At 42.7% G+C, this 26275-nt stretch carries 21 protein-coding genes; 13 read left to right on the top strand and 8 right to left on the bottom strand.

The features are described 5' to 3' along the window. Nucleotides 1-153: 153 nt before the first annotated feature. Together CXF95_RS06840 and CXF95_RS06835 are read right to left on the bottom strand one after the other, a co-directional pair. Entirely contained in the window at nt 154-1977 is a 1824-nt protein-coding gene (locus CXF95_RS06840; protein ID WP_101198003.1) for a DUF885 family protein, read from the bottom strand. A gap of 8 nt (nt 1978-1985) precedes the next feature. Then, on the bottom strand, nt 1986-3317 hold the full coding sequence (locus CXF95_RS06835) for a M24 family metallopeptidase (RefSeq protein ID WP_101198725.1): 1332 nt from the start codon (nt 3315-3317) through the stop codon (nt 1986-1988). A gap of 146 nt (nt 3318-3463) precedes the next feature. On the opposite strand from CXF95_RS06835, the gene ansA reads away from it, so the two are divergent. After that, nucleotides 3464-4471 (top strand): asparaginase, encoded by a 1008-nt coding sequence (gene ansA, locus CXF95_RS06830; protein WP_101198002.1) that lies wholly within the window; start codon nt 3464-3466, stop codon nt 4469-4471. Between the two features lie 280 nt (nt 4472-4751). Here ansA and CXF95_RS06825 read toward each other — a convergent pair whose 3' ends face one another. The 4 genes from CXF95_RS06825 to prmB form a co-directional block, all read right to left on the bottom strand. Continuing rightward, nucleotides 4752-4958, bottom strand: a complete 207-nt coding sequence (locus CXF95_RS06825) for a cold-shock protein (RefSeq protein WP_007617424.1) — start codon at nt 4956-4958, stop codon at nt 4752-4754. 396 nt (nt 4959-5354) lie between these two features. After that, the gene (locus CXF95_RS06820; protein ID WP_157828096.1) at nt 5355-6518 is read right to left on the bottom strand and encodes an MFS transporter; all 1164 of its coding nucleotides are present in this window, start codon (nt 6516-6518) and stop codon (nt 5355-5357) included. Between the two features lie 83 nt (nt 6519-6601). Beyond that, complete coding sequence (gene aroC, locus CXF95_RS06815) at nt 6602-7708, bottom strand: chorismate synthase (RefSeq protein WP_101198001.1); 1107 nt, start codon at nt 7706-7708, stop codon at nt 6602-6604. Between the two features lie 82 nt (nt 7709-7790). Further along, nucleotides 7791-8744: a 50S ribosomal protein L3 N(5)-glutamine methyltransferase gene (gene prmB / locus CXF95_RS06810; protein ID WP_101198000.1), complete on the bottom strand. Its 954-nt coding sequence runs from the start codon at nt 8742-8744 to the stop codon at nt 7791-7793. A 100-nt stretch (nt 8745-8844) separates the two neighbouring features. On the opposite strand from prmB, the gene smrB reads away from it, so the two are divergent. From smrB to CXF95_RS06765, 8 genes are all read left to right on the top strand, one after another. After that, a complete protein-coding gene (smrB, locus tag CXF95_RS06805) occupies nt 8845-9420 on the top strand; it encodes an endonuclease SmrB (RefSeq protein ID WP_101197999.1) in 576 nt (191 codons plus the stop codon). Nucleotides 9421-9554: 134 nt separating this feature from the next. Next, a complete protein-coding gene (locus tag CXF95_RS06800) occupies nt 9555-11021 on the top strand; it encodes a sigma-54 dependent transcriptional regulator (RefSeq protein WP_101197998.1) in 1467 nt (488 codons plus the stop codon). A gap of 179 nt (nt 11022-11200) precedes the next feature. After that, nucleotides 11201-12454, top strand: a complete 1254-nt coding sequence (locus CXF95_RS06795; RefSeq protein WP_101197997.1) for an oligosaccharide flippase family protein — start codon at nt 11201-11203, stop codon at nt 12452-12454. Nucleotides 12455-12456: 2 nt separating this feature from the next. After that, nucleotides 12457-13470: a glycosyltransferase family 2 protein gene (locus CXF95_RS06790; protein ID WP_101197996.1), complete on the top strand. Its 1014-nt coding sequence runs from the start codon at nt 12457-12459 to the stop codon at nt 13468-13470. 5 nt (nt 13471-13475) lie between these two features. Further along, nucleotides 13476-13883: a hypothetical protein gene (locus CXF95_RS06785; protein ID WP_232787694.1), complete on the top strand. Its 408-nt coding sequence runs from the start codon at nt 13476-13478 to the stop codon at nt 13881-13883. Further along, nucleotides 13843-14463 carry a CCXG family PEP-CTERM protein gene (locus CXF95_RS06780; protein ID WP_157828095.1) on the top strand — a complete coding sequence of 207 codons (621 nt, stop codon included), beginning with the start codon at nt 13843-13845 and terminating at the stop codon, nt 14461-14463. Before CXF95_RS06785 ends, CXF95_RS06780 begins: the two co-directional genes overlap by 41 nt. A 299-nt stretch (nt 14464-14762) precedes the next feature. Further along, on the top strand, nt 14763-15311 hold the full coding sequence (locus CXF95_RS06775; RefSeq protein ID WP_101197994.1) for a TrmH family RNA methyltransferase: 549 nt from the start codon (nt 14763-14765) through the stop codon (nt 15309-15311). A 424-nt stretch (nt 15312-15735) separates the two neighbouring features. Beyond that, on the top strand, nt 15736-15996 hold the full coding sequence (locus CXF95_RS06765) for a hypothetical protein (RefSeq protein ID WP_101197993.1): 261 nt from the start codon (nt 15736-15738) through the stop codon (nt 15994-15996). Nucleotides 15997-16279: 283 nt separating this feature from the next. Here CXF95_RS06765 and CXF95_RS06760 read toward each other — a convergent pair whose 3' ends face one another. Both CXF95_RS06760 and CXF95_RS06755 read right to left on the bottom strand, forming a co-directional pair. Then, nucleotides 16280-17638, bottom strand: coding sequence for a hypothetical protein (locus tag CXF95_RS06760; RefSeq protein ID WP_101197992.1), 1359 nt, complete (start codon nt 17636-17638; stop codon nt 16280-16282). A gap of 503 nt (nt 17639-18141) precedes the next feature. Further along, nucleotides 18142-18765 carry an endonuclease gene (locus tag CXF95_RS06755; RefSeq protein ID WP_101197991.1) on the bottom strand — a complete coding sequence of 208 codons (624 nt, stop codon included), beginning with the start codon at nt 18763-18765 and terminating at the stop codon, nt 18142-18144. 834 nt (nt 18766-19599) lie between these two features. Between CXF95_RS06755 and CXF95_RS06750 the strand changes: the two genes are divergently transcribed. From CXF95_RS06750 to CXF95_RS06735, 4 genes are all read left to right on the top strand, one after another. Continuing rightward, on the top strand, nt 19600-22584 hold the full coding sequence (locus CXF95_RS06750) for a VWA domain-containing protein (RefSeq protein ID WP_101197990.1): 2985 nt from the start codon (nt 19600-19602) through the stop codon (nt 22582-22584). Continuing rightward, nucleotides 22559-24154 (top strand): choice-of-anchor A family protein, encoded by a 1596-nt coding sequence (locus tag CXF95_RS06745; protein WP_198556518.1) that lies wholly within the window; start codon nt 22559-22561, stop codon nt 24152-24154. Before CXF95_RS06750 ends, CXF95_RS06745 begins: the two co-directional genes overlap by 26 nt. Nucleotides 24155-24443: 289 nt before the next feature. Continuing rightward, nucleotides 24444-24818 carry a hypothetical protein gene (locus CXF95_RS06740; RefSeq protein ID WP_101197988.1) on the top strand — a complete coding sequence of 125 codons (375 nt, stop codon included), beginning with the start codon at nt 24444-24446 and terminating at the stop codon, nt 24816-24818. A 300-nt stretch (nt 24819-25118) separates the two neighbouring features. Continuing rightward, nucleotides 25119-26275, top strand: a 1157-nt coding sequence (locus CXF95_RS06735; RefSeq protein ID WP_198556517.1) for a hypothetical protein, incomplete at its 3' end; no start/stop codon positions are given.

The following is a 26275-nucleotide window of genomic DNA, read 5'->3' as shown; positions in this document are numbered from 1 at the left end:
CCAAGTTGCATTTAGTAAACGTTCAGTGAAAAACTCAGCAGTGCACTATGACTTGAAAGTGCTGACTGTCCCAAATTCGCTTATTTGAGTCTATCGAAGACCTTTTTGAATACTAAGAAGCCAAATATCCAAGTTTAGCTCCCTACCCTCATTTTAGATTTTTTGCTGCGCAATCCATCTATCAATTTTTGCCTCTAAAATTGGCATAGGCAAAGCACCATCTATCAGTATCTGAGTGTGGAATTTTTTCACATCAAATTGTTTACCTAAGGCTTCTTGTGCCTTATTTCTAAGCATACGGATATGTCGTTGCCCCACTTTGTAACTCACTGCTTGTCCGCCTATGGCGATATAACGTTCTACTTCAGCCTCTATATCTGAGGGCGCAAGAGACGAATTGTCTATCATAAAATCAATCGCTTGTTGTCGTGTCCAGCCAAAAGCATGTAACCCCGTATCCACCACTAAACGCATGGCCCGTAGCTGTTCATCTGATAAACGGCCATACCACATGTAAGGGTCGGTAAATAAGCCCATTTCTTTACCCAAACTTTCTGCGTACAACGCCCACCCTTCGGCAAACACTGTATATCCACCAAATTTACGGAAATCTGGCAAGCTTTCGACTTCTTGTTGAATCGCAATTTGGAAATGATGGCCGGGTGCAGCTTCGTGAACACTGAGGGTTTCCATCAAATATTTAGGCTGAGCTTTTAAGTTATAGGCATTGATATAAAATATGCCTGGCCTAGAACCATCTGGTGCGGGGCTCTGATAACTGGCGCCTGCCGATGATGCGGCTCGAAACGCTTCAACGGCTCTGACTTCATAGTCTGCTTTGGGAAAGACTTCAAACAACAGGGGTACACGACTATCTATTTTTTCTTTTACTTGGGTATAGCCATCAATTAAAGCTTGCTCTGAATCAAAGAAAAATTGTTCATCGGTGCGCAAAAATTCAAAAAAGGCCGGTAAGTCACCTGCAAACCCAACGGTGTCTTTAACCTTGGTCATTTCAGCTAGAATACGTGCCACTTCTTGTTGTCCAAAAGTATGAATTTCATCAGCCGTTAAGGGCAAGGTCGTATTGGTTTCGATTCGATACTCATACCATGCTTTGCCATTAGGTAAGTCATTTAAACCAACAGTATCACGGCCCTCTGGTAAGTAGCTCTGTTGCATAAATTGATGCACGCGGCCATAGGCCGGAATAATGGTGCTTTTTATGATATCAATGTAGTCTTTTGTAATTTGTTTTTTATCGACATCTGCTATATTTTCATTTTCTTTAAGAGTTTTTAACGGTGCATAAAAGACACTTTTCGTCACATCTTCCAGCATATGCACCTGTAATTGCGGTAGCACTTTTTTAATCAAGGGTTTAGGTAACACAATGGACTTTTCTATCCCCTTCTTCATGGCCGCAATCGCACTATCCATATAAGTCGCAAAACCTTGTGCTCTGCTCATAAAGTGACGGTAATCGTCTGCTGTATTAAATGGCTGAGCACTTTTACCTGAACCTAGGGAGGCAAAATAACTATGCGCGCCGCCCATTTGATGAATAGGCATAAGATGTGCCGGAAATTGCGCACCTTTGATGGCAATTTCTCTGTCCCGCAAAAATATTTCATAACTGAGTAAGTCTTGTCCGCTCAAAGCGGATGCATCTATGCCTTTTATCTCAGCTAAATACTTTTCTTCAAAAGCCAAAGACTGAGCAAGGTTTTGTTGATTAATGGGAGGGCTAAAGCGGTCATTGTATGTGTTTATCCCCACATAAGTAGCCGATATAGGGTTCATCTGCATACTTTCATCAAAATAGGCTTGAAACAGCACATTGGCCTTTTCAGATTCAGATAAACTTGTTATCACACTTCCATTGTCCACTTTTTGCGTTTGTACTGTGTTCGATTGATTGCAGGCGACTAACCCCAACGAAAAAGCAACGGCGAGGGCGAGGTGTTTTCTATTCATTATGTGTCTCATTGTTCTGATTTTATTAGATGAAATTGGGTCTGACGACCATCTAGGTAATTAACCCCAGATTGGTCGAAGTAAGCTTCTTCTTCAAGCATTATACGGATTTCTTTTTTCCACTCAGGAATAAAAGTCGCGGCGTTGAGTTCTATAGAATATGCGGTGTTGAAATGTAAGGGATAATCCCCTTGCACTGGCACACCACCTTGGGAATCCCACATGCCTAAAGTAGTGCCTGCAGCATGTCCATGATAACCAATTGGATGGGTGTAAATAGAAGGTTTGATCCCTTCTTTGATAGCTTGTTGCCGTGAGAGTTTTAACACTTCATTACCTGTGCGGCCTAACTTGAAGTGTGCGGTAAAAATATCCTGCAAGCGATTGGCTTTTGCTAAGGCTTTTTTCAGATAATCAGGAGCATCTGTTTCATTGGGTTTAAGCACATAAGCGTGTTGCTGTTGGTCTGAATGCAGGCGCAAATAACTTAAACCAAAATCCATATGTAATAAATCACCGGGCATGATGATTTGTGCTTCCGGTCCTTCACTAAATGCCTTTAAATGATCAAACTTTTGATTACTTGAGCGCTGCAATGAAACAGTGGGATGAAACCAAGTTTGTAACCTTAAATCTAAGACTTTCTCTCTTAGCCACCACACTATATCGTCGGTAGTGGTAACACTCGGCTTAACCACTTGATTTGAAAATGCTTCAGCTATCACCTGATGACCTAACTCAATCAAATTAGGATAAACCTGCATTTCCATCTCACTACGTGTTTCAAGCCAAGCGATCGCCAGTTTTTCCGACGACATCAGCTGAGCCCCACTTTGTTTAGCTAATGCTTGGCTAAATTCCTCGTATTCTGTAGCCGTGATCCCATCTGCTAATGCAAAATGCTGAGATTTGTTAATAGCCACTTTCTTGGGTTGTTTTTGCATAATCAATTTGACAAGACTATCCCATTGATTGGGTTGTTTTTCTTTATCCCAAGATTTTCTAAATAAACTGTCTACTGCATACCTTGCAACAGCTAAGCGTTCGATTGGTTTACCTTCGCCAGGGTCAAAAAGCACTAAGATTGTGCGCCTTCGAGCTGATAGCCAGTTAGCAGGAAGCATGGTTTTAAGAATTGGATCTTCATTATATTCACGTGATATCAGCACCCACATATCTATGCCTTCGCGGCGCATCAGGCCTGGTAATAAGTGTTGTAACCTATCGTCTAAAATCTGATTGATAAGCTGCGCTCGCTCGCGCATTGGCAATACATTGGGAGCAGCCAAACTACTTGTACAAAAGACGAATAACAACAATCCAACTATCTTATTTTTCATCGCACTTTTCTTATTTTCCATTATGAGCACTTCGCTTATATTAATCATATTTGTAAATTAATCTCTCAACCTATAACTTAATGGAATTATTGGTTAATTTCGAGAGCAAGGGTTACAGTGGTTCAAAATAATAAAAAGCATACTTTATGAAAAAACACATCTATGTGGCTTACACAGGCGGCACCATTGGAATGCGCCCCTCTTCTCAAGGTTTTATTCCCGCCGCAGGTTTTTTATCTGAAACCTTAGCTAAGATGCCTGAGTTTCATCGCAGCGAAATGCCCAATTTTACCATCCAAGAATACGACAACCTAATTGACTCTTCCGATATGAGTCCCTCTGATTGGCAAAAAATCGCCAATGATATCCAGCAAAATTACCAACAATACGACGGTTTTATTATTCTACATGGCACAGACACTATGGCTTACACTGCCTCAGCGTTGTCTTTTATGCTAGAAGAATTGGGGAAACCTGTTATCGTCACGGGCTCGCAAATCCCCCTTGCCCAGTTGCGCTCTGACGGACAGGTAAACCTACTAAATGCGTTGTACATTGCAGCTAACTATCCTATCGCTGAAGTCACCTTATTTTTCAATAATCAGCTTTTTAGAGGCAATCGTAGCCGCAAACTTGATGCCGATGGCTTTAATGCTTTTGATTCACCAAATTTTCCACCATTACTCAAAGCGGGGATTAACATTGAGGTTAACAAAAAATTATTGGGTATAGACACCACTAAAAACCTACATGTTAGTCAAATTGAATCCCAGCCTATTGGTGTAGTGACCTTGTACCCAGGCATAAGTACTGATGTAATTAAAAATACCTTGCAGCAACCAGTTAAAGCCTTAATTTTGCTTAGCTTTGGGGTAGGTAACGCACCACAAAACGCAAGCTTGCTGCAACAATTATCCATTGCAGATCAACAAGGCATCATTGTCTTAAACTGCACCCAATGTGTGCGTGGCAAAGTCAATATGAACGGTTATGCTAACGGCCATGTATTACGAGAAGTTGGGGTTGTCTCAGGCCAAGACATGACCCCAGAAGCCGCATTGGCCAAGTTACATTATTTACTCAGTAAAGACATGCCACCAAGCCATATCAAACGACAATTGATTGCCAACTTACGCGGTGAGTTAACTGAATAACAAAGCAATGGCTAATAAAAGAAAAGCTAACAGCTAACAGCTAACAATAAATGATTAAAAAATTTTACCACAGAGGACATAGAGCGCTTCGCTCCACAGAGAAAAAGAAAAGCATATTATTACGATGTCTTTCCTCTGTGCTCACCTTTTCCCTGTGGTTCAAATTCGCTTTTTTCGTTTTTAGCGCGAAGCTAGTAGCTCGCAACTGCTATTTCTTCAGGCATAAAAAAAGCAAACCCTGAGGTTTGCTTTTTCTTATAGAATTCTAATTATTCGATAATTAAAGTACTACGATGTTCTCAGCTTGAGGGCCTTTTTGGCCTTGAGTTACAGTGAACTCAACTTTTTGACCTTCGGCCAAAGTTTTAAAGCCAGTACCTGTGATAGCACGGAAGTGAGCAAAAACATCAGGGCCGTTTTCTTGTTGAATGAAACCGAAACCTTTAGATTCGTTAAACCATTTTACTGTACCAGTAGTTGCAGACATAGTCTTTCCTATATTTTTCAAGAGTAATTGTGTCTCCTAAGAGACGTTAGTTGTGCTGAAGAGTGTTGCAATTACTTATGAGCTACGAGACCGGGTACTGCTATGGAACGTCGAAACAATGTACATAAATATCAAACTTACTTTCAAGCTTAAGTAGTATATCTCTAACATATCGCAGGTCAACAACTATTATCGATAAAACTGGTCGAACAAGGCTATTTGTTTCAAGTAGTTAGTCACAAATATGACATAAATATAGGGTCGTTACTGAGAGTCATTAGACTCGAATAACTGTTTGTATAACAATCAACCTGCCTATATCTTGCCCAAAAATTGTTGGCAACAATTTAATCAGACTTCAATATAAAACAGTTACCAACTCCAAAACCTTGTAAATTACATACGCTTTGACGAAACAAATACCAGACTCAGGGAGGAAAGAACAGCAGCAACAGCAGCTAAGGTAAATGTTAATTCAGCGCCCTGACCTTGTTGCCAAAAATAACCAGCTCCGTAAGCCCCTATCGCACCACCTACACCAAAACCAACACTGATATATATTGCCTGCCCCTGACTTTGAAACTTGTTACCAAAATAGTGATGAATAAAATGCATAGACGCAGCATGTGTCATGCCAAAACTAAATGCATGTAATACTTGGCTTAACACCAATATTGCAGGATAGTTTGCAGACACAGCTAACAAATACCAACGCAGTGCGGTGAGTAAAATACTGATCACTAAAATCCACTTTACGCCACACGCTGTAATCAACTTTCCTGCTTGCAAAAAAATGACAACTTCTGCCAACACCCCTAATGCAACAAGCCACCCGGTTGTTTGTCCGCTGTAGCCTAAATCAAGAACGTATAATGCAAAAAAGCCATAATAGGCACCAAAACTCAGCTGTAACAAAGCAGCTGAAACTAAAAACGCATAAAATACAGGTGTGTTAATTTTATGCCAAATCGATGATTGATGCTGGTCAGTGCTTTTTTCAAGTGTTGGCTCTTTAAGTAATAAAGTCACAGCAAACAAGCTGAACAACACTAGCGCCCCCACGTAAATAGGTGCATCGCTAGAAAATACATCGATCATTTTGCCGGTAAAGATAGTCAGCAAAATATATCCGATACTACCCCATAACCTTATTCGCCCATAACGACTGGCGTTACCTCGGACACAATTTAGAGTTAACCCCTCAATTTGCGGCAATATAGCGGTCCAAAACATCATCATCAGTGCAAGGCTAAGAGTCAGCGCCCAAAAGCCATCAACGAACAATACTAAACAAAACGTACCAAAAGTTAACAATGCGCCTAATTGTAATACTTTGAGCGCCCTACCCGATTTATCAGCAAGCACCGCCCACAAATTAGGCCCAGCTATTCGGGCAACAGTGATCAGTGCAAACAGCTCGCCGATTTCACTTGATGAAAACCCTCTTCCATCAAGAAAAACACCGAGGTATGGCATCAGCACCCCAAACTGTCCGAAATAAAACAGATAGGTTATCGCGAGTAAAATTAAGTTAGAGGTGGAAAATGCAGATTTAGACAATGAGAAAACTTAAATTGAGTAATAGAAAAACATCAAATCAAGCCTAGAAAGACCCTCAAGTCTTTCTAGGCAATAGGCATGACCTAGCGAGGCGGGACTTGCGCAGCAATAATCGGGGTAGCGCTTTTAACATCAGCATTTTGACCGCGATGCCTAAGCAAATGATCCATCACAACTAAAGCCATCATAGCTTCAGCAATAGGCACTGCTCTGATCCCCACACAAGGATCGTGTCTGCCTTTAGTGATCACTTCAGCAGTTTTGCCATGTACGTCTATAGTTTCGCCGGGCACACTGATACTTGAAGTCGGTTTGAGTGCCATATGCACCACTAAATCTTGACCTGTTGATATGCCACCCAACACACCACCAGAACGATTTGAAGCAAATCCTGCTGGGGTCAAGGCATCCCGATGTTCACTACCTTTTTGCTCGACGGTAGCAAAACCATCACCCACTTCTACGCCTTTAACAGCGTTAATGCCCATCATGGCGTGGGCTAAGTCGGCATCTAATCTGTCAAAAATAGGCTCGCCCAAACCAACAGGCATATTAGTAGCCACCACTGATACTTTCGCACCAATGGAATCGCCTTGCTTTTTAAGATCACGCATATAAGCTTCAAGGGCTTCTATCTTGGTCTCATCAGGGCAAAAGAATGGATTGGTGTTAATGAATTTATAATCAATAGTGTCAACTTTAATCGGCCCTAACTGCGACAGAAAACCATGGATTTCAACGCCATGTCGTTGTTTAAGATATTTTTTGGCGACACCACCAGCAGCAACACGTATTGCCGTTTCCCGCGCAGACGAACGGCCGCCTCCACGATAATCACGGAGCCCATATTTTTGCTGATAGGTATAATCTGCATGCCCAGGTCTAAAGGTATCTTTTATTTTTGAATAATCGTTACTGCGCTGATCGGTGTTGTTAATGAGTAGACCAATACTGGTACCTGTGGTTTTACCTTCAAACACCCCAGACAAAATTTTCACTTCATCTTCTTCCCGTCGGGCAGTGGTGTAGCGGGACGTGCCAGGTTTACGTCTGTCCAAGTCACCCTGTAAATCTTCTTCAGATAACTCTAATCCAGGAGGACAGCCATCGATAATGCCACCAATAGCAATGCCATGGCTTTCGCCAAAGGTGGTGACGGTGAATAGTTTACCGAAGGTGTTACCTGCCATAATCTTAAAGTCCTATTGTCTTAATTATTTAATTTGTAGTGGAAACTTATGCTTAATCTAATACACATTTAATGTGGTCAGTTTAATGATCCACCGAACGCCAGTATTCAAGTAAATCATTCTTGCCTATAGCAAACACACCATGACCACCATTTTCAAACTCTACCCATTGAATAGGCAACTCTGGATAACGTGTGTACATATGCACTTCACTATTACCTACTTCAACAAATAACCAACCATTGTCTGTTAAATAACTTGGCGCCTGACGTAAAATATTGTCAACTAAATCCAGTCCGTCTTGGCCTGCTGCCAAAGCCAACTCTGGCTCATGCTGAAATTCTTCTGGTAAATCATCCATGTCCTCAGCATCTACGTAAGGTGGATTACTTACAATCAAATCGTATTTCTGTCCCTGTAAGGCCGCCATCAAATCAGACTTAATGGGATAAACTCTGTGGCTCAATTCATGTTCAATAATGTTCAGTTCTGCTACATCAAGGGCATCTTGACTAATATCCACTGCATCCACTTGAGACTCTTCAAATGCATAGGCTAAAGCGATAGCAATACAGCCGCCACCGGTGCATAAATCCAATACATGCTGTGGCTCCCTATCGCCAAGCCACTCTTCAAAGTGGTTTTGAATCAATTCTGCTATAGGTGAACGCGGGATAAGCACACGTTCATCCACAAAAAAAGGGAGATCGCAGAACCATGCTTGATTAGTCAAATAAGGCACCGGAATGCGTTCATCAGCACGGCGTTTCACTATTTTGATAATTTTTAATTTTTCGGCTTTGGTTAAGCGACTATGAAATAATTGATCGCCGGTTTGTAACGTCAAATCTTGATGCAAATGCAACAGCTGTAACACTAAACTAACCGCTTCATCCCAAGGGTTATCGGTACCATGACCATAAAATAATCCTGCTTGGTTAAAACAACTCACCGACCATCTCACCATATCCAAGATAGTGTGTAAGTCTTCTGCAATCTGTTCGGCGTCTATTTTGGAAAAAGTAACTGTGGTCATAATATCGCTTAATAAATCTAGGCCCGCAGACCTTGAATACATATTCTCTGTTAGCAAATTTTGTTATGCTGATGCCATAGCAAATATGTACTTGTAATGAATGAAAAACACGCCATTTGACCCAAGAACTCAAAAAGAGATTGATGAACCTAATCTCTTTAAAGATGAGTTCAAAGATGTAGCGCCAATTAAGCAGGACAAAATACCGCCTCAGCGCTTTTCCAGCAAGCAGAATTCGGGACTTAGGCAAAAAAATAAGACAGATTTAGCAATAATTAAACAAGCTGCTGCTGCATTTGAGTTTTCAGATGGTTTTGAAGGCCATTTTGATATCGACCAACCACTCAAATATGTCAAACCAGAAACGGACAGTCACGAAGTTAAACGCCTGCGCCGAGGTGATTATCCCCCCGATCTTATTCTGGACTTACACGGGGTTAAAAAAGAAGAAGCCAAACACGAAATTGCGGCACTTATTCATGTAGCCCAAAAAAAACACGTTTATTGTGTCTCCATCATGCACGGCAAAGGCACTTACGCGCTCAAGAAATCTATCCCAAATTGGTTAATACAACACCCAGCAGTAATGGGGTTTCACCAAGCACCAAAAGAATGGGGAGGTCAAGCGGCCTTACTTGTATTAATAGATTTACCATTACACCACGAAAAATATTGAATCGAAGACCAACAGTTTCCAATATTTAGATAAAAACATCACGGTAAATTAATACTTATTGATGAGTGAAAATGGCGAAAAAATCTGCCATGCTGCACATTATTAATTGTGTCTGTTTAGGATGAATATTAACGATGCCGAATGAAACTCATGCCAGCATTTTGTTTGTTGATGATGAATCAGAAATTTTAACTGCCTTAACCCGTTTACTTCGCAGCACAGATATCACTGTGCATACCGCCAATTCTGGTGAAAAGGGGTTACAAATACTGGAACAACAAAACATTGATATTGTTGTATCCGATAAAAACATGCCAGGCATGAATGGCAACGAGTTTTTACAGAAAGTGGCTGAGCAGTGGCCAGAAACAGTACGTATTATGCTCACCGCCTATACCGAATTAAACGATGTTATCGCTGCCATCAACTCCGGGAGAGTCTGGAGTTATATGAAAAAGCCATGGGATAATGAAGAATTCAAACTGAATATCCAGCAGGCTCTCAACTACAGTGAGGTTTTAGCCGAACGAAGCTTATTGCGACATACCCTAGAACAAGTACAAACCAAACGTAAACGCAATTTTATGAAATTCATTGGCCAATCAACAGCCATGCAATTTGTTTATGATGCCATTGAAAACTGTGCATCTAGCAATGCCTCTGTATTTATTACTGGACCCAGTGGAGCCGGTAAGGAGTTAGCGGCGGATGCCCTGCATAAACTCAGCTCGCGCAAAGATCACCCTCTTGTTTGTTTAAATTGCGCGGCTATTCCGAGTGAGTTGATGGAGTCAGAGATTTTTGGCCATATCAAAGGCGCATTTTCAGGCGCAGTTGCTCATCGAGATGGTGCAGCAACCTTGGCCGACGGTGGCACATTATTTTTAGATGAATTGGGTGAGATGGACATAGGCCTTCAAGCCAAAATATTACGCTTTATACAAACAGGGACCTTTAAAAAAGTTGGCAGCAATAAAGAAGAAAAGGTCAATATTCGTTTTGTCAGTGCCACCAACCGAGAGCCTTTTAAAGCGATAGAAGAAGGCCGTCTTAGAGAAGACCTTTATTATCGACTCAATGTTATTTCTATTCATATTCCGCCTTTGAAAGATAGGGAAAACGATGCCTGTCAAATAGCCCAGTATTTTCTGAATCGCTTCAGTGATATTGAACAAAAAGTGTTTGTTGGTTTGTCGTCGGATGCAGGCACCCTCATCAAAAACTACCCATGGCCAGGTAATGTCAGGCAACTAGAAAACACCATACACAGTGCAGTGGTGATGTCAGAAGGGCCCTTATTAACTGAACAAATATTGGCTAGGCAATTACAGTTAAACCAAACACAAATGACGGAGTTATTGCATAAGAAAAGCCCAGCCGCTGAGCTTGAGTCAATATCTCAAGCTTCTGGTAACACTATCAATCATCTTCAAGACAACATAATGCATGACACCAGTGCAGTGCGCAGTCTTGCGGAAGTAGAAAGAGCCGCGATTGAACATGCCATAGCCGTGTGTAACGACAATGTTGTTAAAGCGGCCAGCTTACTTGAGGTCAGTCCGTCCACCTTGTACCGTAAAGTGCAACAATGGCAAGATTGATAATTTAACCTTTATTTTTTTGCATCTTGCGAATAAAACTGTCGCAAGATGCAAATTCAACACTTCACCTCCCAAAATATAAAAATATAGCCATATATTTCAACATGTTATGAATTTTTATTTTATGGCCTAAATCTTGAAGATACTAAGTTGTGTTTTTTGATTAGGCGATGAAAACGATGTTAACAACTCTGCAAGATGAAACTAAACGATTACTTAATAATACCAGTTGGCTCCTTGCCACTGAGATAGCAGCAAAAATTTCAAGAGTATTAGTGATACTAGCATTAGCGGCAAGCTTGGGTATTGTCGAGTACGGCACAGTGATGCTTGCACTGGCTTGCCATGAAATATTTAAACTGATATTGCGCTCTGGCGCGGGCGCGCAGATTATTCAATGCACCGAAAAACAGTTACCTAAATACGCAAGAAACGGAGCATTATTGCAGTGGCTGGTATGTTTATTCCTGGCTGCAACACAAGCAGGCCTGGCGTCACCCATAGCTGACTTTTATGACAACCCAGCACTCATTCCCTTGATAAGCTTAATGGCTGTTGTCTACCTGTTTTACCCCTTAGTCAGCATCAAAGTATTCCTTATCCAGCGCCAAGGGGATATGAAGTTTTACAGCATACGCAATGCAATGTGCATCGTGGCTGAAAATATTAGCATTGCATTATTTGCTGTTTTGGATTGTGGCATCATGTCGGTTGTTTATGGCAAATGGGTATTCGCGCTACTTTGGATAGGTTTATTTTACTTCACGCCAGTGCAGCATTTTGGGATCGGCTTTCAGCGGAAGGTTTTTCTTAAACTCACCAAAACATTAGGCCAATTATTATCTACCGAATTGGTAAGAGCACTGCGGATGCAGTCAGATATGTTAATTGGTGCACGTTTACTAAGCCCCGAGTTATTTGGGTTATATAGCTTTGCAAAAAGTGCTGGTGTGGGCCTCAGCCAGTCAATCAATAATGCATTTAATACCGCGCTATATCCTTATCTTTGCGACAAACACAGAAGCGGTCAACTCAAAAAACATATCCCGATGGTGTACCTATTTACGTGTTCGGTAAGCATATTATTCTTAATCCAAGCGTTTTTAGTACCTATTTACGTGCCTCTATTGTTCAGCCAAGCTTGGCAACAGAATTATATGATAGTGATGGTGTTATGTTTAGCGGCATTACCCGCGGTATTTATAGACACTCAATGCAACCTTTTGCGCGCTAGGGCAGAATATCAAAAAGAACTATACGTTAGATTATTTTGCTTAATTGTTACTACGGTTGGCTTGTTAGTCGTTCAAGCAGCTACCCCTGAAAACTTTGTTTTAACTATTTTAACGTGTAGCTTTTTGTGGCTGCTAGCTTTGATCCCTTGGCACAAATTAGAACACATATTTACATCCCCATTATTTAGTAGGAGCTAACTATGAAAAAATCATCTTTACCCTTGGTGTCTGTCGTTATTCCAATGTTTAACGTCGGCCAATATATTGAGCAATGTATACAATCAGTGTTAGCACAAACATTTAAAAACTTTGAAGTAATATGTGTTGATGATGGCTGCACAGACGATACATTACATAAACTTGCACGATTTTCTGACCCCAGAATCAAACTGATTCAGCAATCTAATCGAGGCTTGTCGGGTGCTAGAAATACTGGCATCCTAGCTTCAAGAGGTATGTATGTTGCTCTGCTTGACGCCGATGACTTTTGGGCCAAAGAAAAACTAGTCTTGCATATTAATCACCTCAACACTAGTTCAGATGTGGGCGTGAGTTACTGCCCATCGTTGTTTGTTAACGAACATGGCAATTCTATGAGTATAGGGCAATACCCAAAACTCAAAAATATAACTGCCAAAGACGTGTTTTGCCGAAACCCAGTTGGCAATGGCTCAGCACCAGTGATCAGAAGGCGGTTATTAAAAGAAGTCGCCTTTGTTAGTTATAAAACCGGCCGAAAATGTATTTTTGATGAAGATTTACGCCAATCTGAAGACATTGAGTTATGGTTGCGCATTGCTCTACTCGGCAACTGGAAATTCGAAGGGATCAAAACCCCTCTCACGTTTTACCGCGTTAACGATGGAGGCCTGTCTTCTAACCTCAGTAAACAATATGCAAGTTGGTGTTTAGCCATGCAGAAAAACCAAGCAGGACACGAGCGTTTTTTTAAACACTACTTACCCTTAGCCAGAGCCTATCAACTCAGATATTTAGCACGTCGAGCTATTCGCTCAGGTGACGCTTGGCAAGCCATTAAACTAGTGCACAAAGCACTCCTTACCCAGCCTAAAATCATCATTGAAGAACCAGCTCGAACTTTAGCGACCTATGGATGTGCACTGATGTCGATGTTACCGCACAACCTTTATCGAATGATTGAACAGACTGCGATTCGTATGTTGCCATCTCATCCCACTCACAATCATCAATAGGTGAAATGACCGTGAAACCAATACACACCATTCGCAAAGATCCAGATATTATGAGCCTCTTGAGCCGTTTACCGCAGGAGACGGCGTTGACGCTCACGGACACACAACTCAGTCATTTAAAAGTGACCATTGGTAGCGGTCAATATCGCAAACATAAAATCGATTTACGCGGCACTATACCAGTGCCCTTCTATCCTTCTCGTATCTACTTTGTATTACTCATGGGCCGCAACGTTCGTAGCCTATCAAGACAAGAGAAATCAATTGCAATTACATCCATGTTCTTACTAACGATGATCTTTTTACTATTTAGTTGCGCATTGGGTTTAGTGATTGTTTATTTGGCGAAGTCAGCACTCGGAATTAATTTATTTGAAGATTTTTCCCTTGGCTTGTGGGATTGGATTAAGTAGTCAGGCTAACGCTTCGTTAGTCACCCTTCAGTCATTGGATATTAATCGCTCCTTTGACTATTCAGACGGTTTCAAAACATATTGGAATGCAAATGCAACAGGACTTAATGCGCCAGATGTTTTCGAAGTTGATGCTTTTGAAAACATCCGATCAGGGGGAGACAACTTCAATCTGTTAACCATCGAATTCGATTTAAAATCAACATCACTGTTTAACGTATTTGCTGGCTTAGATGCTCATTATGGCGCAGAGATCTATATTAACGACGCGTTAGAATATAAGGACTTGTGGTGGAGTAACAATTGGAGCCACAAAAGTGTGGTTGAATTAGAGAATACAGTACTTTCTGCAGGGAAAAACGTGGTGAATTTATTTTGGGCTGAATCTTGTTGCAATGGACCTAACACTGTTAGGTTTTCTTTTAACAATGCAGAACCTGTCTATTTAAGTTCTAGTTCTTTAGTTTCAGCCATTACTGCAGCACCTATAGCAAATAGTATTGCCCTTGTGGGTTTAGGTCTAATGGGATTAATCGGATTGGGTAATAGAAGAAAGGCAAAACCATTAAGAAAGGCTTGAGATAAAAACCAAATGTCACCTGCCTCAAACGTTGCTTTACCGAATAGATTTATTAAACCTGTGAAGGCAACGCTTGAAGTACCCTGTAAAATTAATCTGTCCTCGGTTGCGAGGACATTTATCGAAACTACAATAATACTCATTGATCTTACAAACTATTAGAAAATAAACCCTATTCCGTAATAATGATACAGACACGCTATACACTAAAATAATCCAGCAAAAATTATGGAGGTGACTTCCTCTCTTGATAAGATAAGTAATACAGGCATGTCAATTTAGTCAAAAGAGTAAAAACCTTGGATTTAAAAATACAATTAACCAAACAAGATCTTAGAAAAACCAAGCCCGCTCGAGATGAATACCTAACACAGCCTAAAATCCCGTTAGTATTGGTATTAGATAATGTCACTAGCAGCCACAATATTGGGGCTTTTATTCGCTTGGCTGATGCGTTTGCTATTGAAAAAGTCATTGTTTGTGGTGAGCTCACCATTTCAGATAAAAAATTGAATAAAGCCTCAAGAAATGAAGCGAAATGGGTTTGTGTTGAATACAGTGATAGCACCACATCAAGCTTACAAACTCTATTGGATGAGGGGTATACGCTTTACAGTATTGAGTTATGTCATGAGTCTGTTGATTATAGTGATGTGACGTACCCGTCACCGTGCGTATTAGTTTTAGGTAATGAACGTAAGGGCGTGAGTGAAGCTGCCTTGAAGTTAAGCCACCAACACATACATATTCCAATGTTTGGCATGGGCAATTCTTTGAATGTTTCCACTGCTGGCGCGATTGTCTTAGCCGACTGCGCTAATCAAATTAGAAAATTGCCACAGGCTTAAACAACCAATTACGATAAATATATTTTCAAATAGGACTATCTAGTGCCAGGAAAATATCCAGATAAAATTAAAACCCTTCCATTATATGATGGACATTTTGATGCTTATAAACTTGAGGCAAAAGAAAGTAATACCAATCCGTATAAAGAATCGCTGAGTGGTCACTTCTTTATACGGATTGGTATAATATTTTATTTGCCTCTTACCCTGCAGGAACATCAATCCCATTGCACACTCATGATACTGATAATCACGGTGTCATTACCCGTGTTTTCTAACCAATCAGACTTTCATTTCACGCAGCAGTAAAAGATTAATTTGGCCGTTGGATTTTTTATACAGCCTGTGCCAACACCAATCATTCAGCTTTTCTAAAAACACCCTAAGTTTGTTCCCTTAGCAGCCATTCAGCTATGCTTAAACCATGCTAGATGCCCAACATGTTTTCACTGAGGACGCTATCGATACAGCCTATTTATGGTTGTGTAAGCAGCGTACTAACTTTCCCGCCAATGCCGACATCTGGCATCTGCGTTTTCACTGGCACACTATCCGTGGTGAGCTGCTGCAAACACTCAACAAACAAGATTACACCTTCCTGCCACTGAGCGTGGTCACCAAAGCCGAGGGTGAAACCCTTCACTTGTGGTCATCACAAGATGCGCTGGTATTAAATATGTTCTAAATTGCTCCCGACAATTTGGTGATTTTCTCGGTTATCATTTTGATGGCAAACAATTAACCGTCGCAGCAAAGACGGTAGAAAAACACGTTTTACACTACAGGCAGCTTTATGAGCAACTAAGAAAGAAAAAAGCCACCTCAGATGAGATGGCTTTAGCCTTAGGTCAGTATGTGAAACGTTGGCAGCAATGGGTCAAGGCTGGCCTAAGACCAAGGGTAACCTTGGGGAGCACTAACTCAGTTGGGTCGTTCTACCTAGATACCTTAAACTACGACCCCCCCCGCTACGGTAGGTTAAGCCATGCTTGGCCGACAATCTCCTGACATGCGGAATATTGGCTGCTCGTAATTGGGATGTGCAGTGGATGTGCCGGGTACACGTGGTATTGCCGCTTAAATATTACAAAATCACCTATCTGTTCTTCGTAATTAATTCGATTATCGAATGCATGTGTTGTTACTCTCCATATCATTGGATATTTGCGATTGTCTTCGATATTACGTAAACTACCCTCTGCAAAACCCCCAACGCCTCTGCTACGGGAGTGCTTATACGTCGCCTCTTGCGTACGCTGTTGTTGGGCCGAAAATATTAAATTTAACTCAGCTAACGTCCACGCGGGGCAAACGGCGTCCGGGGCGGGTTGCGCACAACTGTCGCCGATAGTACGGACACTTACCGCGCCCGTCGCGTATAAATTGCCGCATTCAATATCGCTCGTGGCACCGTTTATCGCGCCATCCACGTACGTCTCGCCACTAAACGTTGACCCTGCGCCTAGATTGAGCGAACCGCCCAATATCCATGTCACAATCGCATCTTGAGCCAGCACGATTTCTGCCCCAGCCCCGATAGTCATATTCTCGCTGATAATGACAGTGACGTTGCCTCTTATCGTCAGGTCAGTATCCGCCTGCAGATTTATCGCACTGTAGTGAAAAGTTTCAGTAGTCCCATCATTTCCGATAGAAGAGCTGGACAGGTCCGTATTCGTATCGACATTCCCCGGAGTGACGAGTGCGGTCTTCGCGAGCATAGTCTCAATATTCTGCTTAGCAATTGCCATATCGTCGGCTTTCTTTATTTTGCCTGTTGATGTACCTGCTGCCGTTGCCCAATCGTGGTATGTGTCTGAATAGTCGCCTAAATAGTGCATAACTGTGCTACCCGCACCACGAGTGACAACGCCTGTATAATCGTTCCCGACCTTATGACCCACACCAGCGCCCAATGTGATGGCTGCGCCAGCTGTTATTGTGCCGACTTGCCCATTGGCACCGACGACCACTGCGGTCCCCGCCGTAATGTCATGAGCGAAGGCATTAGCCCCCACTCCAGCGGCAGCACCAGCGTAGATTTGCTTAACTCTTGACGAGGCACCTGTAGTAACCGCAGCGCCAGCATAAATGTCATTGACGGTCGTAAAGGCACCGATAGTAACGGCCGCTTGTCCAGCGAGATGTCCGCCAACATTGGGGGCTGTCACATAATCAGGTTGCGCTGCTATATTCACCGCACCTCCTGAAATGACAGAATACGTGAGCATATCGTCAAGGGTCATGTCTGCAGCTTGTGAATTGGCTAAACCAGCGACAGACAAAGCCAAAGCGGTTAAGCAGGTTTTTAACACTATATTTTTCATTATCTACTTCCGTTTAATGTCATGTGATAGCCCCATTGAGGGGTGACCAAGGTGTGAGGTAACAACTGCCTATTAATCAACGCTCATGATGTGAAGTGAATGAGCGCTATTTTCCTCAAGAGGCAACAGCCTATACCTTCATATTAGGTACAATATACTGATACTGAGCCTACATAAATGTAAGGCAACAATCACGCCAGAAATATTTATTCAATATAAAACAATGTGTTAGCTGAATTTTAATATTGCCAACATATAGAAGTGTAAAAAAACATGACTCATCCATTTGGATTAAATTGTCATGAGATTGCGCGTGCCATCCAAGGGCACTGCCATCACTTGATTTGCCGTGGTGTGCTAATAAGGCGGTGAAAGTGTGGCGTTTGATGGCATGTCAGTCATGATGTTGACTGCCCGGTGATCACTCAGACCCGCTATTCAGTTTTTCAGGCAAGACTGAGTTTCAAACATTAATATGCTCCCACACTATGGTTATTCAATCGTCACTTGATAAATTCATTACCGGTCCCCTGGATCACATGAATCAGCTCATTCCGTAACTTCTCCACTTTGGATACAGGGTCTATCGTCGACCACTTCTCCATTAATGCTGTTAGCTCATGATCTGGTAGATTGTACGTTTTCACCATGTAGAGGAACGAACGAGCTATTTCCCCTTTAGCCCAATCTCTAGGTTCTACGCCTGCTTTATTTCTTTCAAAGTCGCATTGGTCTTCTGGAAACCTTTGTGTTTCCCCCTCCAATTCAGTGAATGGTAAATTGCCACGGCTAGACTTATATCGGCCAAGAGCAGGCCAAAGGTTGTGCAAGTCTGAACTTGCCTTTAAGTATGAGTCAACGTCACACGTCTTTCGATTCTGACAGCCATTGGCGCTCGCAATCCAACTTGCTGGGTAAACGTGTTCAAGTGTCACCTTATCACCGCCATGTTTTGTTACAGCACAATAAAGGGTCTTATAGTCCTTGTTGTAAAGTACAGGCCAGAAAACCTTGTCTCTAATTTTGTTATAGGTTGAATCGTTCGCGAATGAACAGCAAGATAATATTGTCAGTAAGTATAGGTAACGGGTGGGCATGTCAGGACCTTGATTTATATTTCTTAGCATATTAAAAGCCCACCACGAATGACGGACCAAACGGAAGTGACGTGGTTGAATAGATCCGACTACCTAAGTTAGGACATAATACCCTTAACTGGTGGGGATAGGTAATGACATCACGTAAGAAGTATTCAAAAGAGTGACCTAGTCAACCCAATACTACCGCGTCACTATTGATTGTACCTATTCTTTTGGGGTTATTGAGTGCTTTCCTGCTCTTCTAGAACAAGGACTCTGTGCTCGCACATTGAACCGTATCCTTTAGAATAATGTTAACAAGACATCTAATGTTAACAAGACATCCATGTTAATTATTAACAACCGTCCGCTTTTGCGATGCCCGATAGATTAAGACAAAAATTCCCAACGGCGGCTATGGCGGCAAAAAGATCGTCAAAACCATTTTTTTCGAGCCACCGCTACGTCCCCTAATGGCACATTTGCTGACGGATAGTGGAAGTTGATATTGAAGGTTTTAGCAGCAAAATACAGCAATATAATTCTTCGTTCGTATGTCTGCTTTGTCGGAATTGCCGTCCTTAAGATGATTACTTGTTTGTCTGCTTTTCGCTCAAAGGAGACTAAATACGCGAAAATAGCTACGTCTCCTTCATGCCATTTTTTGCCTGATCAGGTAAGGCAGTTTCTCGGCATTTATAGTCACACGCCGTTCAAAATTGTGTGAGAAGTTTGATTCATAAACATAAGTTAAGGTGACACATAGTGTAGGGCTGTTCCGAGCCAATTCCCGATATAGCTGGGCATTAAAATGTTTCAAGAATCTGACCCCATGTCCCCTGAGCCGTTTAGGCGTTACACTGAAAATATCAGGAGATAGCTATGTGTAATTGGACTATTCGTTCATTTCTTAGGCTGCCCAGCGCTTGCATAAGTTTACTGTTAATTTCTTTTTTGGCTTTTGCCGATCCACCAACCGTTCCTTTTAATATATCTTGTCAAGGCTGGGAAGCTGATACAACGCGTTTTTATTGGGCGCACGACGGTGAAAATGTCACCGAGTACAGAGTCCAAAAAAATGTTGATGGCGCCGGCTGGAATACCGTAACGACGGTCGCATCAGATGATGACAAACGATATTTTGATACCGGAATCGATACTGAAAAGAATCATCGGTATCGCGTTACCGCTTTCAACGATGTTGATGACACCTCCGCCACAAGCGCCATTTGTAATAATCGAAAAATCTACACTACCGAGCATTTCCGTATTTTTTATGGCTTGCGTGGCACATCTGATGACTGCCCGCAGATAGATGGCAACGATGTATGTTTAGATAATATTAATGATGGCAGCACCAACCGCTATGTGAAGCTTGCTGGTGATGCCATGGAAGATTCACTTGAAGCCTTTCCTCGAGTAGGATTTGGGACTAGTAAAGGCACCGAAGCTCCCGGCGACCTAGATAGAATTCCGGTTAATGTAGTGTGGTGTGACGGTGGTGGCTGCGCTGGTGGTGGTGGATTAGGCTTGTCGCCATTACTGCTAGAAACAGCATTCGACTTTACAAGTCGTGTTGGCGATCCGGTAGCGTACATTGTCTCTCTTCATGAAGTATTTCATTTTTTGCAACGGGATTATCCGGGGTTGAAAGATCCCTCTGGTGCATGGGTAACGGAAGGTCAGGCACGCTCCACCCAGGATAAATTCTGTATGGGAGAAAATCGGTCAACTTGTTATGATTTTGACGATATCGACACAGGCTACGCAGGTTACGTACCGCAGGTTGATGGTTATATGTTATCAACCTTCAGGGCCATCAACGAGTCTTCCTATGATGCAGCTCTTTTCTGGACCTATCTTACTGAGAAATATGGTAACGATCCCGATGATTCTGATACGGTCGAAAACGGTATGAATTTGATGGTGACATTCTGGGAGGAGGTAGAAGCTGACGGTGAGATTGACGGTATATCCGCACTTAACAAAGCCTTGGCCACTCTTGGCCATACTGAGAAATTTAAGGATGTCTGGAAAGATTTCAGTGTTGCTAATTACGCAAAGGATTTATCTGGGCCTGGGGTCAACAGCAAATATCAGTACGACGATATGGCAGAAGCCGGCGGCACTTATGATCCCGTAATGTTGACCGTCAATCAAGCAATAACTAACGCTGACCAGATCATTCGAACGGGTGAGTTTGTGGAGCAGTGGGGGGCGAACTATTACGAAATTCAGCCTGATCCGTCAGTAGTAAATGTTGATATTCAAGTTACCCAAGATAGTCTATCAACGCTCTATTTTACCGTATTAGGCATTCAAGGTAGCGATATCACCTTTGAAGAGCATGATCAGAGTAGAAACTTTGAAATAAGCTTACCCAACGACAGTTTCGATAAAGTCGTGGTGATTGTCACCGCGCTGGAGCAATTAGCTAATTACCGGATAAGTATTAATGGTATTGATCCTGTATTAGTAATTAAGCGCCCCACCACTGGAAATTCGGTTGCAGTTGGCGACCCCGCTGCCCCAGATAAGTTTTTAGTCGCGCTTGAACTAATCGATGGTGCCGGAGAGCCTATTACAGGCGTAGATTTAAACGATTTTTCATTTACTGTGGGCGGCAATGCGGTAACGCCTGCCGATATCATCACAGCCTCTAGTGTTCAGGACCAGCATTGGTTCGTGATACGTGCTCCGGCACAAACCACTAATGGTTTATTTGATCTTCAAGCCGATTATGCTGGCGGCCAAACTGATGTGGAAGATGATTCAGTAAACTACGCATCGCGTAATGATGTGGATTCTGTGATCACCCTAGATCGCTCAGGCAGCATGGATGACTTTAACAAATTTGAAAGTGCTCAAGATGCCGCAAAACTGTTCATCGACAGTTGGCGTGGCGGCGATCAAATTGCTCTGGTGTCATTCGCAGATGGGGTAACAGTGGGCTCATTAACACCTTGGACAGACGCCCCCGGAGGCGGTTCACGTCAAGCTATTTTTGATCAAATAGATTTACTTCTTCCTGATGGTGGCACAGCGCTAGGCGATGCACTGCAAGATAGTTGGGATGAACTCGATATCAATGGGGATTCTGCCCATGACTGGGCCATTGTATTATTAAGTGATGGATTACAAACGTCCGGTGCCGCTAATTTCCCAGATGTAGTATCAGCGATTAGAGGCAGCAGCGGCAGTAAACCGGTTATCCACGCAGTGGCGGTAGGTCCTGATGCTGATCAGCGTGAAATGCAGCGGGCAGCGACTGCTACTAATGGCACCTATCAATACATTGCACTTCCTGCATCAGCAGCGGCAGCATCTAGGTCTACTATGGCATCATCCACATCCTCTGCGATTACATCAAGCAGCGTGCAGTTGAATTTTGATCAGCGCTACCGTGTAGTTGCGTCAAAAATGGATAATTTACAACAGATATTTAATTTGGTTGGACCCATGCTTGCAGATGGCAATCCAGACAAAGATGTAGTGACCATACCGGTTGAAAATGGGGGGGCTGAGTTAGTCTTGTCACTCAGTTTTGATGGCGTGACAGATGCTGATATTGTGCTTCGTGATCCCAATGGTTTTCCCGTGCCTGAGTTTAAATCGAATCTACGACATTCAATTTGGCGCGTAAGCAACCCGCTTGGTGGCAACTGGACCTTAGAACTGGCGAAACCTGAAGGTCCTATTATTCTGAAATTGCTCGAAAACTTTTTCGGTTTAATTATTTCACCTGCTTATGCGCAATCTGCTGAATACCTATCTCCTTATCTAGTTCATGCGGCGCTGCGCAGCGAAACGCGCATGGATATGTATTTTCCTTTGCCGCCAAATGAGCGGATTGTGGGTACATCTTGATGTGACTATTGCAGATGGTAACGCTGACCCAGACTATGATGGGGCGCCTAATTGGAAAGAATTTGAAAAAGGTACTTTGCCACTCGACCCAGATTCAGATGATGGCGGTGAAGGTGACAATACTGATATTGATCCTAACAATCCAAGCGATGATCGTATTCAAGCGACTTGGGGCAAAGCCTATCCTGGGGTGAATGTCGTGCATCTGCTGTATGTTAATCGTCCTGATTATATACAAATCGATATCTACCGCAGTCCTTCTGCGACGGGACCTTATACACTGGTCGACTCGCTATATACAGGTGAAGGGCTATATTCTGATAAAACCGTTATTAACTCCCAGCAATACTGTTACTTAGTAGTGGCCGAAAACAGCCAAGGTGCCCGTTCTGCGCCACTGAATCCGTCCTGTGCAACACCTAGTGATGATCCTTTCGCCCCTTACGGTTACATTCGAATTAACGATGGCCAAGCGATAAGCGCTAGTGTAAACGTAAATTTAACATTATGGGCGTCGGATGCGGTTGATCCTGAAAGCGAGTTAGTATTTTACGAGACATTATTCCCTGCCGATGCTCCTAATAGCGGCGTGAGTGACATGATGATCAGCAACAATCCAACGCTAGCAGATGCAAGCTGGGAGCCCTATAGCACATCCAAGTTGTGGACATTACTACCAGATAATAACTCAGCTAAGGTTTTCGCTAAATTCCGCGATGCAAATGGCAACGAATCTGACATCGTCTACAGTAGTATTGATATTGTGACGCTGGATATTGGCCAATGCTCTGACAGACCCTTGATGTCTGCAACTGATTTTGCGCTGCTGTCATATAGCCATAGCGAGCTGACCAATCATCACGCTAAGGGTCAACTTGCTGTGGGAGGAAATGCACTGTTGAATAAAGTGCACCTTAATGGCAATCCACGCAATAAAAATGCAAATGATATCAACGCATTGGTTGTAGGCAGTAACGTGCAATATAACAAAGGTTCGGTTAATCGAGGTAATATTGTATATGCGGGCTTGAAGCAAATCGATAATGTTCAGATAAAAGGCAGCGTGCTACAAGCATATCCGATTGCTTTTGGTATTGAACATGCGCAAATTAAATTGCGTTCGCAATTATGGGCCAGTTTACCAACGTCTGTGTCGGCGCAAAGCACACTGAAAAAAAATGGCAAGCTTGTGCTTCAGGGAGATGATGAACTAAACGTGTTTAATGTAAGCCCTGCAGATTTTAGCGGCGTGAAAATGATTGAAGTACGCGCTTCCAAAACCGCCACAGTGTTAATCAACGTAACTGGGGATGAAGTGAATTTAAGTGGTATAAAAGTAAAATCTACTGGTATTGCCAGCCGCAATATATTGTTTAATTTTGCACAAGCCGATACCTTAACGATAAGCAACGCTGACTGGGGAGCATCAATTTTGGCTCCTCGCGCCACCGTTAATAGTGCTGACAACCATTACCGTAGTAATATCATTGTTAGTTCAATACAGGATCACAACAGTCATGTGAGTGGCGATCGTTTCGCTAGTTGTTTGCCTTTGCCTGTTGCGCCATAATTTTCAATAGGAGTCTATTGCGATTTTAAACCACCTCAAATTGAGGTGGTTTATTTTTAGCAACACTGAATTTTGTTTGGTAACACAAGGCCTACCATCAGTTTGTATGTGAAAAATAATAGGCAGTTATCTTCCAATTTTTGCCTGGTCAACTCGGTCTTAAATACGGCCATAACCGTCATACGTCGTTCAAATTTGTACGGGAAGTTTGTGCCAACACCAGTCATTCAGCTATTCTAAAAACAACCTAATTTTTCTCCCTTAGCCGCCATTCAGCTATGCTTAAGCCATGCTAGATGCTAAACATGTGTTCACTGAAACCACTCTCGATACTGCTTATTCATGGTTGTGTAAGCAGCGGCGTAACTTTCCCGCCAATGCCGATATCTGGCACCTGCGTTTTCACTGGCACACTATCCGTGGTGAGATGCTGCAAACACTCAACAAACAAGATTATACATTCATGCCGTTGAGCGTGATCACCAAAGCCGATGGTGAAACCCTTCATTTGTGGTCATCACAAGATGCGCTGGTATTAAAGATGTTAGCCATGGCCTTACCCGCTGCCTTTGCATTGTCCCCACTTTGTACTCATATCAAAGGAAATGGCGGGTTAAAAGCCACCGTGAGTGCCTTGCACTCAGCCTTACCTGATTACCGCTAAGTGATGAAAACCGATGTGAAGCGCTATTATGAGTCCATTGACCATACAATATTGCTCAAGCAATTGCCGATCCGTTTATCTGGCGCTTGTTAGTGCCATTCAACCCTAACCCCGGTTATTTCTAATAAGACATACTTCTGCCACTGCTGGCTTTCTTCAGCTTGTAATACCCACAAACTAGTCTATAAATTGTGAGGGTATTAGAGCGTATTTGTCTTTCATATTCACCACTGTTGAGTATGCACAAGATAAAACCGCCCTAGCACTTTTGGAAAATAAAAAACTACGAAGGAGTCTTACATGCAGCATAAAATAGCGAGTACTTTCCTCTGTTCAATATTGGTCTGTGGACTGTCTGCTTGTTCAAAACAAGTTGAACAAGCAAGCGCTGGCGCAGCAGATATTGCTGAGCCACAAACTGTTACTGGCGAACAAACCCAGGCCATCGCCTTATTGCGTGGATTGCCGACTTTGAATACCATCAGTAGTATTGCCATTATTGAGTTAGATCCTGAATCAGAAAATTTTGGTGCTATTCTCAGCGAGTTTGAAACACCCAATATCAATCCTAACGCCCCTTTGCATCACCTTTATTACAGTCCGACTGGTCGGCTTTACGCTACTGCCCTGGATCCTGCCTGCAGCTTATCTGAAATAGCGCTCACAAGGGATGCTTCAGGTTCTGCTGTGGTCAAGGGTCTGGATTGCCTGGATACCGGCGGTCAACAGGTGGGTGAAGATATGATGTGGCATACAGTCAATGGCACCGAATATATGTTTGTGACCTTTATGGGCGGTACAGGAGTCGAGCAAGCAGATGGTGGTTCTGTCGGCGTATTTGACCCACAGAGTAATGCCTTAATCAAAATCATTGAAGCCCGGAAAAGCCAAGTGGAAGAGGGGCAGCCCTTTATTATGTATCCCCACGGTATATCTGCCTTTGGCGATCGTATGGTGGTCTCCTCCACTGTGCACCCTGACCTGGCTACCGGCGTAGGCAACGGCATTACCGTCATTGATTTGAATAGCTTTACTGCAATTCAAAACATAGTGGTGGAGGATAGCAAACCCGTTGGTTTTCCCTCATCTCCTGTTGAGGTGTTATTTTTACGTCCGGCCATAGTCAAAGACGTAACACCAGCGGTACTCGTCAACACCATGTTTGGCTTTGAAACATGGAAAATCCCCTACGATGAAGCCAGCAAAACTTTTGCTACTCCGGTAAAACTGTATGACGGGGCGCAGCAAGGTACAGGGGTGCCACTAGAGTTTTATGGCAATGAGTCTGAACTATTTATTAGTCATGCTGTGCCTGGCATTGTTAAGCGTTATGATTTGGCGAGCCTGCCAGAACTGGTTAGTTCAGGCCCCGACATCAAAGCAGATGCCGGCGCCCACCACATGATTTTTTATCCTACAGGATCAGGCAAAAAGGTGATTGCGGTACAGAACAATCG

Origin of the sequence: Paraglaciecola sp. MB-3u-78 (assembly GCF_002835935.1) — a bacterium.
GTDB lineage: Bacteria > Pseudomonadota > Gammaproteobacteria > Enterobacterales > Alteromonadaceae > Paraglaciecola.
This window is presented reverse-complemented; position numbering and strand designations above follow the sequence as displayed.